Annotated in this window: 13 protein-coding genes; 6 read left to right on the plus strand and 7 right to left on the minus strand. The window is 70.8% G+C overall.

Features of this window, described 5'->3' with window-relative positions; genetic code table 11:
- The first annotated feature begins 239 nt into the window (after positions 1-239).
- On the plus strand, positions 240-3,455 hold the full coding sequence (locus tag ACQRWP_RS31850) for an RHS repeat-associated core domain-containing protein (protein WP_430499880.1): 3,216 nt from the start codon (positions 240-242) through the stop codon (positions 3,453-3,455).
- A 107-nt stretch (positions 3,456-3,562) separates the two neighbouring features.
- Here ACQRWP_RS31850 and ACQRWP_RS31855 read toward each other — a convergent pair whose 3' ends face one another.
- Positions 3,563-4,297, minus strand: coding sequence for a hypothetical protein (locus tag ACQRWP_RS31855; RefSeq protein ID WP_430499881.1), 735 nt, complete (start codon positions 4,295-4,297; stop codon positions 3,563-3,565).
- 59 nt (positions 4,298-4,356) lie between these two features.
- On the opposite strand from ACQRWP_RS31855, the gene ACQRWP_RS31860 reads away from it, so the two are divergent.
- Together ACQRWP_RS31860 and ACQRWP_RS31865 are read left to right on the plus strand one after the other, a co-directional pair.
- The gene (locus ACQRWP_RS31860; RefSeq protein WP_430499882.1) at positions 4,357-5,442 is read left to right on the plus strand and encodes a Gfo/Idh/MocA family protein; all 1,086 of its coding nucleotides are present in this window, start codon (positions 4,357-4,359) and stop codon (positions 5,440-5,442) included.
- Between the two features lie 30 nt (positions 5,443-5,472).
- Positions 5,473-5,991 carry a hypothetical protein gene (locus ACQRWP_RS31865; RefSeq protein WP_430499883.1) on the plus strand — a complete coding sequence of 173 codons (519 nt, stop codon included), beginning with the start codon at positions 5,473-5,475 and terminating at the stop codon, positions 5,989-5,991.
- 51 nt (positions 5,992-6,042) lie between these two features.
- On the opposite strand, the gene ACQRWP_RS31870 is transcribed toward ACQRWP_RS31865, so the two are convergent.
- Both ACQRWP_RS31870 and ACQRWP_RS31875 read right to left on the minus strand, forming a co-directional pair.
- Positions 6,043-6,813 carry a DUF4352 domain-containing protein gene (locus ACQRWP_RS31870; protein ID WP_430499884.1) on the minus strand — a complete coding sequence of 257 codons (771 nt, stop codon included), beginning with the start codon at positions 6,811-6,813 and terminating at the stop codon, positions 6,043-6,045.
- 202 nt (positions 6,814-7,015) lie between these two features.
- A complete protein-coding gene (locus ACQRWP_RS31875; protein WP_430499885.1) occupies positions 7,016-7,672 on the minus strand; it encodes a 4'-phosphopantetheinyl transferase family protein in 657 nt (218 codons plus the stop codon).
- Between the two features lie 198 nt (positions 7,673-7,870).
- Between ACQRWP_RS31875 and ACQRWP_RS31880 the strand changes: the two genes are divergently transcribed.
- Positions 7,871-8,140 carry a hypothetical protein gene (locus ACQRWP_RS31880; RefSeq protein ID WP_396780275.1) on the plus strand — a complete coding sequence of 90 codons (270 nt, stop codon included), beginning with the start codon at positions 7,871-7,873 and terminating at the stop codon, positions 8,138-8,140.
- A 46-nt stretch (positions 8,141-8,186) separates the two neighbouring features.
- On the opposite strand, the gene ACQRWP_RS31885 is transcribed toward ACQRWP_RS31880, so the two are convergent.
- The 3 genes from ACQRWP_RS31885 to ACQRWP_RS31895 all read right to left on the minus strand — a co-directional run bounded on the left by ACQRWP_RS31885 (position 8,187) and on the right by ACQRWP_RS31895 (position 12,273).
- Complete coding sequence (locus ACQRWP_RS31885; protein ID WP_430499886.1) at positions 8,187-8,969, minus strand: peptidase; 783 nt, start codon at positions 8,967-8,969, stop codon at positions 8,187-8,189.
- Positions 8,969-10,246 carry a VWA domain-containing protein gene (locus ACQRWP_RS31890; protein WP_430499887.1) on the minus strand — a complete coding sequence of 426 codons (1,278 nt, stop codon included), beginning with the start codon at positions 10,244-10,246 and terminating at the stop codon, positions 8,969-8,971. The genes ACQRWP_RS31885 and ACQRWP_RS31890 overlap by 1 nt, the downstream gene beginning before the upstream one ends.
- Before the next feature lie 365 nt (positions 10,247-10,611).
- Entirely contained in the window at positions 10,612-12,273 is a 1,662-nt protein-coding gene (locus ACQRWP_RS31895) for a dolichyl-phosphate-mannose--protein mannosyltransferase (protein ID WP_430503353.1), read from the minus strand.
- 140 nt (positions 12,274-12,413) lie between these two features.
- On the opposite strand from ACQRWP_RS31895, the gene rsmI reads away from it, so the two are divergent.
- Positions 12,414-13,253 (plus strand): 16S rRNA (cytidine(1402)-2'-O)-methyltransferase, encoded by an 840-nt coding sequence (rsmI, locus tag ACQRWP_RS31900; protein ID WP_430503354.1) that lies wholly within the window; start codon positions 12,414-12,416, stop codon positions 13,251-13,253.
- A gap of 31 nt (positions 13,254-13,284) precedes the next feature.
- Here rsmI and ACQRWP_RS31905 read toward each other — a convergent pair whose 3' ends face one another.
- Positions 13,285-14,346, minus strand: coding sequence for a hypothetical protein (locus ACQRWP_RS31905; RefSeq protein ID WP_430499888.1), 1,062 nt, complete (start codon positions 14,344-14,346; stop codon positions 13,285-13,287).
- A gap of 149 nt (positions 14,347-14,495) precedes the next feature.
- Between ACQRWP_RS31905 and metG the strand changes: the two genes are divergently transcribed.
- Entirely contained in the window at positions 14,496-16,298 is a 1,803-nt protein-coding gene (gene metG, locus ACQRWP_RS31910; protein ID WP_430499889.1) for a methionine--tRNA ligase, read from the plus strand.
- The last annotated feature ends 40 nt before the right edge of the window (positions 16,299-16,338 follow it).

A 16,338-nucleotide genomic window follows, 5' to 3' on the forward strand; every position in this document is an offset into this window, starting at 1 on the left:
CGATCTCGCGGCGGGTCGTCGCAGTCCTGATCGGACGGTCGGGGACTGCGGCCGACGGCATGCGCGCGGGTCCTTGACCAGCGGCGACCACCGCAGCTCATACGGCCGCGCCGCGTACCAGTGCGTCCGCGGAGCCGTTCCTGTCTCGAGGATCGTCAAGGGGGAGTTGCATGCTCAGGTTCCTACCAAGGGCGGGTGGCCGACGACGTGCCACCGGAGTCGCGCTGGGTGTCCTACTGGTGTCCACGTCCGGTGTGGTGGTCGTGCCGGCGCACGCCGCGCCACCGCAGGCGGCTGCGAAGCCCGCCTCGGCCCCGCCGTCCCAGCCCGCGTCGCCCGGCTCGCCAGAACAGCGAGCGCTCGGACCGTCGAACGCTCCGGTCAGCCAGCTCGACGGGCCGATCTCGGTCCCGATCGGCACCGGGCCGGTCCGCAACGGAACGTTCAGCACGTTCCAACTGACCGACCGGTTGACCGCCCAGGTCAACATCGGCTCGGGAAACCTGCTCATCCGCAGCACCGACCTGGCCCTGCCGGGCATCGCGGACAGCCTCGTGCTGGGCGCGGCGTACAACAGCCTTCTCACAGGCAGCGAGGTGCCGACCGGCTCGCTCGGCTACAGCTGGCGTACGCGGGCCGGTGTGGACGTCAGGCTGATCAAGGCGGACGACAACTCGGTCACGTACGTCGCGTCCGACGGCGTCATCGGGCGGTTCACCCCGAGCGGGTCCGGCTACACCGCCGCGAAGGAGTTCAAGGCGACGCTCACCACCGACGGCACCGGTTGGAAGCTGGTCGAGCACGACAGCGGCCGGAAGCTCTTCTTCACCTCCGCCGGGCAGCTGGACCGCAGCCAGGACCGCAACGAGGGCGTGACCGACTACAGCTACGACGGCAGCGGCCGGTTGACCACTGTGACCTCCAACCGAGGCGCCACGGGCGTCCGCACCGCGAAGGTGCTCTACGGCTCGAACGGCTACCTCTCGGCGATCGAGCAGACCGTCGCCGGTGGGCAGTACCGCAGCGTCAAGTACAGCTACGCCAGCAACGGCAACCTGACCCAGATCCGCTCGGCCACCGGAACGGACACCCGGTTCGAGTACGACTCGTCCCGCCGAGTCACCAAGATCTCGGGCGGCATCCAGGGTTCCAATCTCGGGAACGCCTCGACGATCACCTATGACGCGGCGCACCGGGTGACCTCGTTGACCCGGGCCTTCCAGCCGCAGAACCCGTCGGTGGGCGCCACCACCCGGTGGGCGTACCCGTCGGCCACCCAGACGCTCGTCGCCGACGCCAACACCAACCAGTCGCAGCCGGTCACCTCGGTGCCGCGCAGCACGTACACGGTCAACGCCGACAAGCGGGTGACCGGCCTGGTCGACCCCGACGGCAAGGCCCGCAGCATCTCCTACACGCCCAGCCTCGACGTGGCGTCGACGCAGAGCGGCACCGGCGGCGTCACCAGCATCTCGTACGAGGCGAACGGTGGGCAGTCGCCGACCCTGGTCGTCGCGCCGACCGGGGCGAAGTCCTCCCTCGCCTATGCGAACGTGGCGACACCGACCAACCCGACGGCGAACTTCCAGCCGTCGTCCGGCGCGGACACCCAGGGGAACGCCAGCCTCTACACCTACAACGGGGCGGGTAACCGATTGTCGGCGACGGACGCCCTGGCCGCCGAGGCCAAGGTCGAGTACAACACCGACGGCACGATCGCCTCGTCGACCGACCCCGGCAACGGCACGAACAGGACCACCTACCAGTACGACGCCAACAAGCAGCTGACCTCGATCACCCCACCGACGGGGACGACGCTCGGCACCCGTCAGTTCACCTACGACGAGTTCGGCCGGGTACGCACGACGACCGACGGCACCGGACGGACCCAGGAGTACGAGTACGACCTGGACGACCGGGTCACCCGGATCAAGTACCCGGACATCCCCGACGTCGCCTACGAGTACGACGGCGGCGGCAACGTCTACGCCCGCATCGACGGCAACGCCTACCAGAACTTCTTCTACGACCGGCTGAACCGGCTCACCGGCCGGCGGACCGGCAGCGTCGGCGGACTGTGGTACGTCTACGACCCGGTCGGCAACCTGATCGAGCAGCAGGACGAGCGCGGCAGCTCGTACTACACCTACAACGCGCGCAACCTGCTCACCAAGCTGGTGGCCGCCAACGGCACCTACACCTTCGGCTACGACGACGAGGGACGCCGCACCTCCACCACGTTGGCCGTCTCCTCGGTAAAGGTGGCCGAGACCGTCAACACCCTCGACCAGTCCGGCCGGATCAGCCGCACCACCAGCAAGCGGTGGCAGTCCGGCACGGCCAGCACCGTCTTCGACGTGTCCTACTGCTACGCCAAGCGGGTCGGCACCGCCGCCTGCTCGACCGCCAAGGCCGATGACACCGGCCTGCGGCAGTGGCAGACCGACCACCACCGAGGGGGCGCGGTCAGCCTCTACACCTACGACAAGGGCAACCGGCTCACCAAGGCCACCGACATCGACGGCAAGACCTACGACTACACGTACGACAGCAACGGCAACCGCACCTCGGAGAAGGTGAACGGAGTCACCAGGCAGACGCTGACGTACAACCCGGGCAACCAGATCACCAGCTCCGGCTACTCCTACGACGGTGCCGGCAACCAGCTCGGCGGTTCGGCGCTGCGCGACTTCGAGTACAACTCCGCCGGTCAGCTGATGCGCGGCTTCACCGCCGGGGGCGCGGAGCTGGGTTGGGCGTACAACGGGGCCGACCAGATCGAGCTGGGCTGGAAGGGCACACCCCGGTTCGAGTACGAGTACTTCTTCGGCCGCAACGACCAGAACGGTCAGAGCGTGGTGCAGAGCTACACAGTGCCGGGCACCTACGGCCGGCACTACATCGAGCGTGACCAGCTCGGCACGCCGCTCGGCTTCCGGGGCAAGACCGGGAGCACCTTCCACCACTACTTCTACGTGTTCGACGGGCTGGGCTCGGTGGTCGCCCTGATCAAGTACGACGGGTCGCTGTCCGGTTCCTACACCTACGACCCGTACGGCAAGGTGGTCAAGACGGTCGGCAGCAGCAACGAGATCATCGACAACGCCATCGGTTTCGCCAGCGGCACCCGTCACGACGACCTGACCAAGTTCGGTCGCCGCTGGTACGACCCGAACACCGGGCGCTTCACCCAGCAGGACGCCGTTGAACTCCTGGGGGACGTGAACGAGGGCAACCGCTACGCCTACGCCGCCGACAATCCGGTCAACAACGTCGATCCCACCGGCCTGTCCTGTGAGAGCACGGTGCTCATGGCGGTCGCCGCAGCCGGACTGACGGTGGCCGCTGTCGTGACAGCCGTTCCGACCGCCGGGACAAGCGTCGCGGCGGCCATCGCTTATCTGTCCGGTATTGGGGCCATTGCCCAGGCATCAGATATCGAAGACGACTGTTGATCGCTGCTGCTGTCCGTCGTGGAAGGGCGGCTCGGGAGTACTTGGTGGCACCGAGGTAATTGATGGATCCTGAAGAGGGCGGTGGATTCTCACCGCCCTCTTCAGCGTTAGGAGAAGCGTTCGGTCGTCACCGGTATCAGACCGTGCTCGCGCAGGACGTTGGTCAGGTCGGTCAGGGCCGAGCCCACCGTGTCGGTCGCATCGGTGCTCAGCAGGACTGTCACGTCGAGACCCCAGGCAAGGCTGCCGCCGACCCGTCGCAGGTCCCAGGTGATCTGGTCGCCACCCATTTCAAGACGACCGCCCGCGACGGATGCACTGGTGCTGTCATCTGGGGTTCGCCAGGCCGTCCGGAGGCTGGCCACCTGCTCGGCGCGGAGATCCCCGGCGAAGAGGACGCGGTACACCCGCCGCTCGTTGAAGCCGGCCGGTGCCTGCGCGGGGCCGAGCCGCAGCGGCGGGGCGGTGGCGATCGGTTGATGGTCGAGGAAGTGCGTACGAAGCACCCACTCGTCCGGCAGTTGCCCACCACCGAGCGCGCGGTAGACGGCCTCGGCCTCGCGGCGCGAGGTCGGCACCACCCGCGCCAGCACCTCGGGGTCGGTGCGCATGCCGCGGCTCAGCGCGACGGAACTCCACCACCCGGCCTCCGGCGTCCAGCCAGCGCTGTCCAGCCCCGTCGTGGTGAAGTCGTGGTGGCGGGTGAACTCCTCGACCACGATCCCCTCCACAGTGGTGGCCGGGCCACGGTCGCCGAGTGGAGGTAGGACCAGGTAGTAGTCCAGGCGCGGTCCCGCGTCGGGTACCAGCACGGGTACGGCGCGCATCGGGTCGATGGTCATCAACACAACCGTACCGAAGGAGAACGGTTAGCATCCGGACCTCTACGTGAGGAGCCCAGATGACTGCGGTGACCCAGACCCGGTTCGGCATCGTCGGCAGCGGCTGGCGGGGTGAGTTCTTCCTTCGCCTGGCCCGGCTGCTCCCCGAGCGGTTCCGGGTGACCGGGGTGGTGACGCGTACCGAATCGCGGGGAACTGCCGTGGCGGCCGACTGGGGCGTGCCGACGTTCCGCACGACGGCGGAGTTGCTCGCCCACGAGCGGCCGGACTTCGTCATCGTGTCGGTGCCGTGGCCGGTGACGCCCGAGGTGACCCGGGAGTTGGTGGCGGCCGGCGTACCGGTGCTCGCCGAGACGCCGCCCGCCCCCGACCTGGCGGGTCTGCGCTCGCTCTGGACCGACGTCGGAGGCAGCGGCCTGGTGCAGGTCGCCGAGCAGTACCTGCTGATGCCCGGGCATGCTGCGCGCCTGGCGTTGGTCCGCGCCGGGGTGCTCGGTGAGCCGACGTCGGTGCAGATCTCCTCGACCCACCTGTACCACGCGGTCTCACTGATCCGGGGTCTGCTCGGCGTCGGTCACGAGAGCGCCGAGGTGAGCGCTCGCGCCTTCGTCGCGCCGCTGGCCAACCCGCTCTCGCCGGCCGGCTGGAGCGGCGACGACACCCCGCAGCAGCTCACCACCACCCTCGCGACCATCGACTTCGGCGGGCGGATGGGGTTGTACGACTTCACCGACAACCAGTGGTGGAACCCGCTGCGTACCCGCCGGTTGGTGGTCCGGGGCTCGCGCGGTGAGCTGGTGGACGACTTGGTGGTCCGCCTGGTCGACCCGACCACGCCGGTGGAGTCATCGCTCGTGCGACGCCAGACGGGTCTCGACCTCAACCTGGAGGGGCTCGACCTGAAGCACATCAGCTTCGACGGCGACGTGGTCTACCGCAATCCGTTCGTCGGCAGTGGGATGTCCGACGACGACATCGCGGTGGCCGACATCGTCGCCCGCGCCGGGGCGTGGGCGCGACAGGAGGGTCCGGCGCCGTACCCACTCGCCGAGGCCTGCCAGGACCACCTGATCAGCCTCGCCATCGAAGAATCGGTACGCACCGGCCAGCCGGTCGTCACCGCCACCGAGGCGTGGGGACGGTAATCCACGATCGGGAAAGAACGGGGGAGCAACATGAGACGCAGGGTTCGGCTCTGGCGCTGGGGAGCGATCGCGCTGGTGATCGTCGGGTTGGCGGTGGCGCTCTACCCGCCCGCGCACTTCTGGGGTCCGAGGCCCTACCGGCACCCGGACGGGTTGTTCGGTGTGACCCGGGGCGACTTCGAGGACGACATACTGCCGCACTACCAGGTCAGCCTGCCGTGTGACGTGGACGGCCTCCGGTACAGCAACGCCGAGGACATGACCGGCCCGATGGGTCAGCTGTATCTGCACTTCACCACGTCCCGGGAGTGCCTGGACCGGATCCTCGACGGCTGGGCCGCCGTACCGGCGGAGCCGTCGACGATGGCGCCGTCCGATCCCGGGTTCCCGCTTCCCGCCGCGTCCATTCCAGACACGATCGGGTGGCGCTTCGACGCGCCGTCGTACCAGGTCTACCGGCGCCAGGGGGACCTCGTGACCGGAGACGTGGCGGCGGTGCGCGACGGCAACGCGCTCAGCGTCTACCTGCTCGCCCGCTACGCCTACTGACGGCGCCGTGGGCGGGGCTGGACCGGTTGGGCCAGCCCCGGGCCCGGACGTTCACGGCTTCCAGGAACCGGCGGTCTGGAAATGGTCCTGGTACTCCAATGCGCCCGAGGTGTCGTGCACGTCGAACACCACGCTGCCGGTGCGTCTGGTGCCGGCGGTCAGGTCGTCGACGGCCGGCATCGGTTTGCCGCAGCCGGAGAATGCTCCACCGATCGCGGTGGTCTTGGTGCCGTCGGCGGCGACCCATTGGAAGTAGAGCGGGTTCGTCGACGCGGTGCCCTTGGTGACGGCCACCGTCACGTCGGCGATCACGTACATGCCCTCGCCGGGCTTCAGTCCGTGGGACTTGCAGGGTTTGGTGGCGCTGCTGAACTTCGTCACGGTGATCTCGACGGTGCCGGCCTCGCTGTTGACGACCAGGGTGTCGCCCGGCGACATGCCGCGGGTGTCAACGTGCGTCGACGGTGGCGTCGGCGGGGTGGCCCGCGCCTCGCTCACAGTGGTCGAGGTGCCTTTGGTGCCGATGACGACCGCCACGATGCCACCGGCGCAGGAGAGCAGGGTGAGTACGGCCGCGGTGACCGCGACGACCACGACGGACCTCTTGGCGCGCTCCGTCTGCGCCGGTGGTGGTGCGATGATCGGGTAGCCGGGGCCACCGGGTGCCCGATATCCGCCGCCAGTGTCCGCGTACCCGCTGGCCGCCGGGTACGCAGCCCCCGAGAACGGCGGCTGCGGTGTCGCCGCGAACGAGCGGGTCGGCGGCTGCCGGTTCGGCTGTTGGGGGTCGTGCGGCCTGACGGGGGGCTGGGGGTGGGTCACCGTACTCCTTGACGCTTCGGTACGTGCGGTGCGGGAACTCCTCGACGTTACCGTGGGTGGCGGAACGTCCAGCCGCCACGCCGGAGGGCTTCCCACCGTGAGGGCGCGAGACCGCTCTGGCCAGCGTGGACGGTGTTCGAATGGTCACCGAACGCCAATGTGGATCGGTATCCCATTCATCGCTATGAGTAACCAGGCGAGGTCAACGCGCCGGAAGTACGGCGGCGGTGCGGACCAGCCCGTCCGCGATCACGAATCGGCCGCTGATCGATGCCGGCGGGTCGTCGACCCCCGCCGCGTCGACCCGGGCCGGTGCGATCCGGGCGGTGAACGTGCCGGCATCCGGATCAATGTCGAGTCGGGCGTCGTGGAAGTCCAACCAACCGCGGACGATCGGGTACCACACCTTGTAGACGGTCTCCTTCGCGCTGAACAGCACGACCGGCCAGCAGGTGCCGCCGGGTAGCCGCGCGCACGCGGCCTCCTCCTCGGGCAGCAGCACGAGTCTGCGTACTCCCGGATTGACCTCGCGGTGCTGCTCGGCATCCATCCCGACGGACCGGATGTCGGTGCTGTGCGCCGCCGCGGCGGCGCAGTAGCCAGCGGTGTGGGTGATGCTGCCGACCACCCCGGCCGGCCAGACCGGCGCGCGGTCGGCGGCGGCCGGCACGGCGGTCGGCGGCAGCCCGAGGTCCCGCAATGCCCTGCGGGCGCAAATCCTCCCCGCGGCAAAGTCCCGCCGACGGGTCTGCGCCGCTCGTTCGCCGAGACATGCCTGCTCAGCGGGGAGCAACTCACCCGTCCAGTCCGCCGGCCCGGCGATGGCGACTGCGACCGTCGATGGCAGCAGGTCACGCATTCCGGTGACCTACTGGTCGGTAGGAATGGCGCATCGGGTCAACCGTCAACTTTCCGACTCCCACGACCGCTGAAGGTACCGCAAGGATGTAACACCGGAGGGACGCGCAGCGCCCTCTCTGATGGCTCCGGGGGGACCACCATCAATGCTGGCCGGCACGGCAGCCGCCAGTCCCGTGGACATCTGGAAGGACGCGCGATGACCGATGGTCCGGAACGGCCGGGGGTGCGGGCTGACGAGCACGCCCCGAAGACCCCCTGCTGGAGCTGCGGCTCCTGCGGTGACGAGTGGCCGTGCGCGACGAAGCGCACCCGGCTGCTGGCGGAGTACGGGGGTGATCGCGCCATGCTCAGCGTCTATCTGGGCTCCTGCCTCGCCGCTGCCACCGAAGATCTGCGTGCCGCCCCGGTGATGTCGCTCCAGGACCGGTTCATCGGCTGGTTGCCGCGCGGCTCCCGGCGTAGCTGAGCCTCTGGTGGCCCCGCCGTTGGGCGGGGCCACCAGAGGGAGCGTCTCAGCGACGTCGAGGCCGTCGGGTCACCGCGAAGCCGAACACGCCAGCCACCGCGGCGAGCGCGCCGCCGATGCTGGTCCAGGCCCAGCGCGAGCCCAGATCCGGCAACCAGCCCGCCAGCAGGCCGCCCTCGTCGTCGGCCTCCGCGTCCACCGGGGGTACGGCGTTGAGCACCGTGCCGGCCTTGGTGTTCGGCACCAGCGGGGCGGCCAACTCGCCGTCGTCAGCCGAGGCGCCCCGGTCGGCGACGGTACCGACCAGCAGGTCGACGTCGATCGGCGCACCCAGATCCGGCTCCGGCAGCTCGGTCACGGACAGTCGGACGACGTACGTGCCGGGCAGTGGGTCGGCCGACCAGGGCTCCGCCCACGGCCGCACCTCGCGCAGCGTGCAGCCCAGCACCACGCTCGACGCCTTCGCGTCCACGGTCGGGGTCTGGGCTCCCGCCGTGCACGCCTGGCGTCGGCGCAGCCCGTCGAAGACGTCCACCGTCCAGGTGGACGCGCCGCTGCGTCCCTTCGGGAAGGTGACGGTGGCGTTGATCTCGTGCACCTGGCCGGCCGTCGCCGGGAACGACCAGTAGAGGTGGTCGCCGATCGAGGCGTCCACCCGTACCGGTTGTCCGGCGGTGATCGGGGTGGCGGTGAGGAACGACGTGCCGGCACGGTTCACCGGCGTGGCACCCGGGGAGGGGGTCGGTGCGGCGACGGCCGCAGCGGGAAGCAGAGCGGCCCCGCCGGCGGCGAGCAGCGCCGCCATCGACCGGAACAGTGCGGTACGCATCAGTTCTCCCTCCAGGTGGCGACCCACCAGCGGGTGAGCAGACCGGCGAGCAGACCGGTGATCAGCCCGGCGATGGTGAGCAGGGCGAGCAGCACCCAGCCCCGGCCGAGGTCCGGTCCGTCCGGTGCGGGTGCGGCGGCGACCACGTCGATGGTCAACTCCACCGGCATGCCCGGGGTGGCCGCGGTGCCGGGACGTGGGGCGAACGAGTTGCTGACCACCAGGCAGACGGTGGTCGGTTCGATGACCGGCGCCGCGCTCTCCTCGGTCTCGTCGGCATCCTCGTCGTCGGCCGTGGCCGACCAGCGCAGCCCGGCTGAGAGGACGTCGGCCCGTCCGCTGCCGGCATCGGCGCCCCGGACGAGTTCCCGGCCGTCGGCCGCGGTGGCCCGCAGCAGCACCCCGTAGTCCCGGTTGACGGCCCGGTCCAACGCCATGCTCACCGAGGCCCTCAGCTCCTGCCCGGGGCGGATCGGCACCCGGTAGTAGCGATGCTCGGAGAACGCCTCCCGATCGGCGTAGACGCCAGGGGCGAGCAGCGGCGCCGAGTCGCACGCGTTCGTGCCGCCGACCACGGTCGGAGCCCGGGTGTGCGTGTCGGCGGCCCGCTCGACGAGCTGTTTGATCCGGTCGGTCAGCTCCTCGGCGCTCTGCGCGGCGGTGTAGGTCCCGCCGGTTGCGCTGGCGATGCAGAGCAGTTGCCGGCGAACCTTCTCGTCGGGGGCCAGGCCGAGGGTGTCGACGACCAGGCTGGTGCCCTGGGCGGCCAGTTCCCGGGCCACCTCGCACGGGTCCGGCGGAGCGCAGGTGTCCTCGCCGTCGGTGATCAGCACGATTCGCCGGGTCGTGGCCCCGGTGCCCAGGTCCTGCGCGGCGGAGCGCAGCGCCAGCCCGACCGGAGTGAACCCGGTCGGCCGAAGTGTCGCCACCGCCGCCTTGGCAGCGGACCGGTCCACCGGGCCGACCGGAACGATCTGCTGGGTGTCCTGGCAGCCAACCTTCTTGTCCTTGCCGCGGTAGGTCGCGCCGAGCACCCGGATGCCGAGCTGTGTCTCCTCGGGCAGCGCGTCCACGACCTCGTTGAAGGCCTGCTGGGCGACCGCGATCCGGGTGCGTCCGTCGATGTCGGCGGCGCGCATCGACCCGCTGACGTCGAGCACCAGCTCGACCCGGGGCGGCTCGGGCGCCGGCTCCTCGTCGGCCTGCGCCGGCCCGGTCAGCGCGGTGGTCGCCAGCAGTCCGAGAAGGACCGCCGTCGATCGTCTGAAGTTGATCACGATCCGCAGTGTAGTGAGATCCACTTTGGATGATCGTTTGGGTGGAGGGGGACGGAACCGACGGCTCCAGCCGGGTCGGGAACCGCCTCTGACCGGCCGCGCCCGCGCTCAGGGTCCACGGCGGGTCACCCTCGGTCAACTGTGCGAGGAGAGGTGTCGGCCCGGCCAGCATCCGTCGGAAATCTGACCCAAGTCGACCCGTTGTGCCGGTGGTGCGCGGTGGTTAAGCTCTTCATGCGCGCCCCAATCGCCCGCTTCCCCCGTGGCAGGCGATCGGGGCGCGCGTCTTTGTCAAGAAGGGCCCGCACGCTTCGGCGTGCGGGCCCTTCTTCCGTCGCGCTATGCGGCGCGTCGCCTGTCGATGCTCATATCCACCGACCGTCGAGCCACATCCGGGACAGCCAGTCCGAGTACGGAATCACCCGGCCGACGAAGATCGGATAGAAGTACGCGAAGCAGAGCGCCACCAGCAGCACGTACGCCCCCGCCGCGATGCTGCCCACCAGCCGGCGCTCATAACTCGGGTCACCGGGCACCAGTGGCGCCACCGCACCCACGTCACCCCCGGCGGGCGCGATCAGCGCGCCCAGCACGTACACCACGGCCAGCACCAGGAACGGCACCACCGGCGCGGCGTAGAACGAGAACATCGTCCGGCCGTCGAGGGCGAACCAGAACCACGGCAGCAGCCCGGCGGCCACGGTGAGCAGGATCGCGCCGGCCCGCCAGTCGCGACGGGCCACACCCAGCCAGGCCAGCGCCACCAGGGCGGGCAGGAACGACCACCAGAGCAGCGGGGTGCCGAGCAGCAGAATCTCGGAGGCGCAGGTCGGCGCGCCGCAGACGCCGTTGCTGGCGTAGTGGAACGCCACCGGCCGGCCCAACAGCAGCCACTGCCACGGCCACGACTGGTACTTGTGCGCGTCGTCGAGCTGGGCGTGGAAACCGTACGCCGCGCGATGGTATTCGAAGAGATTGATCAGCGGGCCGATCACCGGGCGGTCGCTGAGCGGGGCGCCCGGGTGGGCCGACGCGAGCCGGTAGTAACCGTCGTCGGTGAGCAGCCAGCCCGACCAGGTGGCGAGGTAGGTGCCCACCATGACCACGCCGGCGAGCACCAGCCAGGGCAGCTCGTCGACGAGCGTGTCCCGCCAGGGCCGGCGGACCCCCGCCGAGCGGCGGACGCCGACCTCCCAGAAGAGCACCAGCAGCGCGAAGGCCGGCACGAAGTACAGGGCGCTCCACTTCACCGCACACGCGCAGCCGATCAGCACCCCGGCCGCCAGCCGCCACCACGGCCAGGTGCGCCAACCGGTCGGCGGGCGGCCGGCCCGGCCCGGCTGGCTCGGATCGAGCCCGTCGTCCAGAGCCCGAGCCCAGCGCCGACGGCGGGCGTCCCGATCGAGCACCAGCGCACCGAACGCCGCCAACACGAAGAAGAGCAGGAAGATGTCGAGCAGGGCCGCGCGGGACAGCACCAGGTGGAACCCGTCCAGGGCGAGCAGCAGGCCGGCCGCGCAGCCGAGCACCGTCGAGCGGAACATCCGCCGACCGATGCGGACCAGCAGCAGCACCGACAGCGTGCCGATCACCGCCGCCGAGAATCGCCAGCCGAACTCCGGCGCGGTGGTCATCAGGTGCCCGGGGACGGAGACCTTGGAATCCGCGTCCTGATAGCCGAAGGCCCACTCACCGACGCCGATCAACCACTTGCCCAGTGGCGGGTGCACCACGTACGACGCGACGTTGTCCTTGTAGTTCCACTCCACGCCACGGGAGATCAGCCCGTAGGCGTCCTTGGCGTAGTACGTCTCGTCGAAGATCTTGCCCTTCGGGCTGGACAGCCCGACGAAGCGCACGATCGCCGCGATGGCCACCACCACTGCCGTGGCCAGCCAGGAGAACCGGTCCACCTGGGTGTCGACGGTGGCGAACCGTCGCCGGACCGTGGCGGCCACCCCGCCGCCCTCGGCGCTCGGTGCCGTCGGCTCCTGGGTGGCACTGGGCTCGCCCGTCACCTGGATCATCTTGTCCGGATCCGCGCTCGGGCTCTGCGCTGTCGACGCACTCGTCACCCGGCGATCGTAGGCTGCCAAGGTGTCCGGTGGCGTCCGTCGTCCCTGATACCGGTATTCCCAGCAATGAAGGAGACGAATTCGTGGGTGAAATGTCCGAAGTTGGGCGCCTGATTCTGCTCGGTGCTCCGCTCGGCAACCCCTCCGACGCGTCGGCCCGGCTCCGGGAGGTGCTGATCAGCGCCGACGTGGTCGCCGCCGAGGACACCCGCCGGCTCACCCGGCTGGCCCGCGACCTCGACCTCACCGTCGGCGGTCGAATCGTCTCCTACTTCGAAGGCAACGAGGAGCGGCGCACCCCCGAGCTGGTCGAGGCCATCCTCGGCGGGTACGTGGTGGCGCTGGTCACCGACGGCGGGATGCCCAGCGTCTCCGACCCCGGCTACCGGCTGGTCCGTGCCACGTTGGATGTCGGGGCGCCGATCACCGTCGCCCCCGGGCCCAGCGCGGTCACCACAGCGCTGGCCGTCTCCGGGCTGCCCTGCGACCGGTTCTGCTTCGAGGGCTTCCTGCCCCGCACCCCCGGCGGGCGTCGATCCCGGCTGCGCGCTCTCGCCGCCGAGGAGCGCACCCTGGTCTTCTTCGAGGCGCCACACCGGATCGGAGCGACACTCACCGACCTGGCCGACACGTTCGGGGCGGACCGGCCGGCCGCGCTCTGCCGCGAACTCACAAAGACCTACGAGGAGGTGCTCCGCCGCCCCCTCGGCGAGCTGGCCCGGTGGGCCACCGAGGGGGACCCGCGCGGAGAGATCACCCTGGTGGTGGCCGGAGCCCCGGTGACCGCGGCCGAACGCCCCGACGACGACACCCTGCGCGCAGCCGTCGCCGAGCGGGAGGCCGCCGGCCGGTCCCGCCGGGACGCCATCACCGACGTCGCCACCGAGTACGCGATGCGCCGCCGGGACGTCTACACGATCGTGCACAGCTGACCAAGATGGTCCGGCTCGCCGGACGGCGGGTTCACCACGCGGCGGCCAGGAAGCCGACGGTGATCAGCGTGGGGCCGGCGACGGCGGCGGCCATCGCCCAGCGACGGTGCCGTCGACCGGGCAGCCGGGCCGAGCCGGTCCACCGGACGATGCCGGCGGTGCAGGCCAGCACCACCAGCAGACCGGGCAGCCACCGCAGGTGCCGGCCCACTCCGACGTCCGCGTACGCGGTGCCGCTGTCCGGGCCGGTCATCCGCGCCGGCAGCGGGGTGCCGGCCGCGCTCCCCTCGACGGGCACGCCGCTGACCCGGACACCATGGGCGATGAACCGCCCGTCCTCGGCCGTGAAGATCCCCCGGCACCGCTGAGTGAGCCCGCCGCCGGAGCAGTCGTCGATCACCACTGTGCCCGTCCGGGCGTGCCCGACCGCGAGCCAGAACGGGCCGGCGCTGACCCAGGCGAAGAAGGCAGCGACCAGGCTCAGCACCACCAGCGCGGCGAGCCCGGGCAGCGGATCCGGCGGTGGGGGCGTGCGGCTGGGTGCCTGGCGCCGCGCCAGTCGGAAGCCGCGAAGCCGCGCCGGTGCCGCGTCCTCGCGAACCGGGGTGCCGTCCCAGTGGACCTGCTCGATCGGGGCCCAGAAAGCGCCGCCGTCGTCGCCCATCGGGTCGCCGTCGGGCCCATGGTCCCGCTGCCGGCGGCCCTGCTGCCGGACCGGCACCCGACGCGGCACCGCGTCCACCGGCGCGCCGGTGGTCGGCTCCACCTCGACGGGCTCCGCGTTGGCCGGTGCCGAGCCGGCCGGCGGGCTCGACGAGCCGGGTCGGACCGGGCTGGGTACGGGTGCCCCCGGGGTCGGACGGGTCGGGGTGGGCGACGGCGCCGCCGGCGTGGGGCGGGCCGGGGCGGCGGACCTCCCCGCCGGGGTGGGCCGGTGCGCTCCCGGGTCGGCGTTGGGCACCAGCCGGGGCTGCGGCGCGACCCCGGCGACCCGGGGCGCGGCGGGCTCGGGCCCCGGGTCGTCACCGACCGCCGGCCCGGTGGGACGGTCCTCGTGGTCCCGCGCCGCTCCTCTGCCCGTCACGACGTTCATTGCACACCGCGCCAGGAGGTGAAACGGGCAGGTGAGCCGCGTGTCGACGACAAATCGGACCAACGGGCGAGGTGGTTGGACCGGTCCGCCGGTCGGGCACCCCCCATTGGTTCGCGAACGCCCCGGACGGGTCACTAGGCTCACTGCTCATGAGTCACGTTCTCGCGGCAGTGGCCTGGCCGTACGCCAACGGCCCCCGCCACATCGGCCACGTCTCCGGTTTCGGCGTTCCCTCCGACGTCTTCGCCCGGTACATGCGGATGGCCGGCCACGACGTGCTCATGGTCTCCGGCACCGACGAGCACGGCACCCCGATCCAGGTGCAGGCCGACGCCGACGGTGTGACCCCGCGCGAGCTGGCCGACCGGTACAACAGGGTGATCGTCGAGGACCTGCACGGCCTCGGCCTCTCCTACGACCTGTTCACCCGCACCACCACCCGCAACCACTACGCGGTGGTGCAGGAGTTGTTCGAGGGGATGTACCGCAACGGCTACATCGTGCCGAAGACCACCATGGGCGCGATCTCCCCGTCCACCGGGCGCACCCTGCCCGACCGCTACATCGAGGGCACCTGCCCGATCTGCGGGTACGACAGCGCCCGCGGTGACCAGTGCGACAACTGCGGCAACCAGCTCGACCCGATCGACCTGATCAACCCGAAGTCGCGGATCAACGGGGAGACCCCGAAGTTCGTCGAGACCGAGCACTTCTTCCTGGACCTGCCGGCCCTGGCCGAGGTGCTGCGGCAGTGGCTGGACACCCGTGAGGGGTGGCGGCCCAACGTGCTGCGGTTCTCCCGCAACCTGCTCGACGACCTCCAGCCCCGGGCGATCACCCGTGACCTGGAGTGGGGCGTACCGATCCCGCTCGACGGTTGGCGCGACCGGCCGGACAAGCGGATCTACGTGTGGTTCGACGCCGTGATCGGCTACCTGTCCGCCTCGATCGAATGGGCCCGCCGGTCCGGCGACCCGGACGCGTGGCGGAAGTACTGGTCCGCCGACGGCGCGGGGAAGGACGCCCAGTCCTACTACTTCATGGGCAAGGACAACATCGTCTTCCACTCGGTGATCTGGCCGGCGCTGCTCTCCGGCTATTCCGGTGAGGGGTCCCGCGACGGTGAGCCGGGCGAGCTGGGTCGGCTCAACCTGCCCACCGAGGTGGTCTCGAGCGAATACCTGACCATGGAGGGGCGCAAGTTCTCCTCGTCCCGCAAGGTGGTCATCTACGTTCGCGACTTCCTGGAGCGCTACGACGCCGACGCGTTGCGCTACTTCATCGCCGCCGCCGGCCCGGAGAGCAACGACACCGACTTCACCTGGGCCGAGTTCCTGCGCCGCAACAACGACGAGTTGGTCGCCGGCTGGGGCAACCTGGTCAACCGGTGCGTCTCGATGGCCGCGAAGAACTTCGGGGCGATCCCGCCGGTCGACCCGGCCGGGCTCACCGAGGCCGACGAGGCGCTGCTCGCTGTCTCCCGGACCGGCTTCACCACTGTCGGCGACCTGATTGGCCGGCACCGGCAGAAGCAGGCGATCGGTGAGGCCATGAAGGTGGTCGCCGAGGCCAACAGGTACCTCTCCGAGCAGGCGCCCTGGAAGCTCAAGGACGAGGCGGACAAGCCCCGGATGGGCATCATCCTGCACGTCGCCCTCCAGGTGATCAGCGATGCCAACACGCTGCTCACCCCGTTCCTGCCGCACTCCGCGCAGCAGGTGCACGAGCTGCTCGGCGGCACCGGGGTGCACGCGCCGATGCCGGTGATCGAGCAGGTCGACGACCTGGACGGCGGCCCGGCGTACCCGGTGCTCACCGGGGATTACACCGTCGGCGCGCGCTGGGAGTCGGTGTCGATCGAGGCGGGCCGTCCGCTGGCCGCGCCGAAGCCGGTGTTCCGCAAGCTCGACCCGTCGATCGTCGACGAGGAACTGGCCCGGCTCGCCGACTGAGCACACGGCGCGCGGCGGCGGGGTGCCCTGCCGCCGCGCG

The organism is Micromonospora trifolii (genome assembly GCF_050516465.1).
Taxonomy (GTDB): domain Bacteria; phylum Actinomycetota; class Actinomycetes; order Mycobacteriales; family Micromonosporaceae; genus Micromonospora; species Micromonospora trifolii.

Bases quoted from the DNA above. Each gene is read 5' to 3' on its own strand.
- rsmI (WP_430503354.1), top strand. From the start codon at position 12,414: ATGTCCGAAGTTGGGCGCCTGATTCTGCTCGGTGCTCCGCTCGGCAAC.
- ACQRWP_RS31885 (WP_430499886.1), bottom strand. From the start codon at position 8,969: ATGCGTACCGCACTGTTCCGGTCGATGGCGGCGCTGCTCGCCGCCGGC.
- ACQRWP_RS31875 (WP_430499885.1), bottom strand. From the start codon at position 7,672: ATGCGTGACCTGCTGCCATCGACGGTCGCAGTCGCCATCGCCGGGCCG.
- metG (WP_430499889.1), top strand. From the start codon at position 14,496: ATGAGTCACGTTCTCGCGGCAGTGGCCTGGCCGTACGCCAACGGCCCC.
- ACQRWP_RS31860 (WP_430499882.1), top strand. From the start codon at position 4,357: ATGACTGCGGTGACCCAGACCCGGTTCGGCATCGTCGGCAGCGGCTGG.
- ACQRWP_RS31905 (WP_430499888.1), bottom strand. From the start codon at position 14,346: ATGAACGTCGTGACGGGCAGAGGAGCGGCGCGGGACCACGAGGACCGT.
- ACQRWP_RS31880 (WP_396780275.1), top strand. From the start codon at position 7,871: ATGACCGATGGTCCGGAACGGCCGGGGGTGCGGGCTGACGAGCACGCC.
- ACQRWP_RS31855 (WP_430499881.1), bottom strand. From the start codon at position 4,297: ATGACCATCGACCCGATGCGCGCCGTACCCGTGCTGGTACCCGACGCG.
- ACQRWP_RS31895 (WP_430503353.1), bottom strand. From the start codon at position 12,273: ATGATCCAGGTGACGGGCGAGCCCAGTGCCACCCAGGAGCCGACGGCA.
- ACQRWP_RS31865 (WP_430499883.1), top strand. From the start codon at position 5,473: ATGAGACGCAGGGTTCGGCTCTGGCGCTGGGGAGCGATCGCGCTGGTG.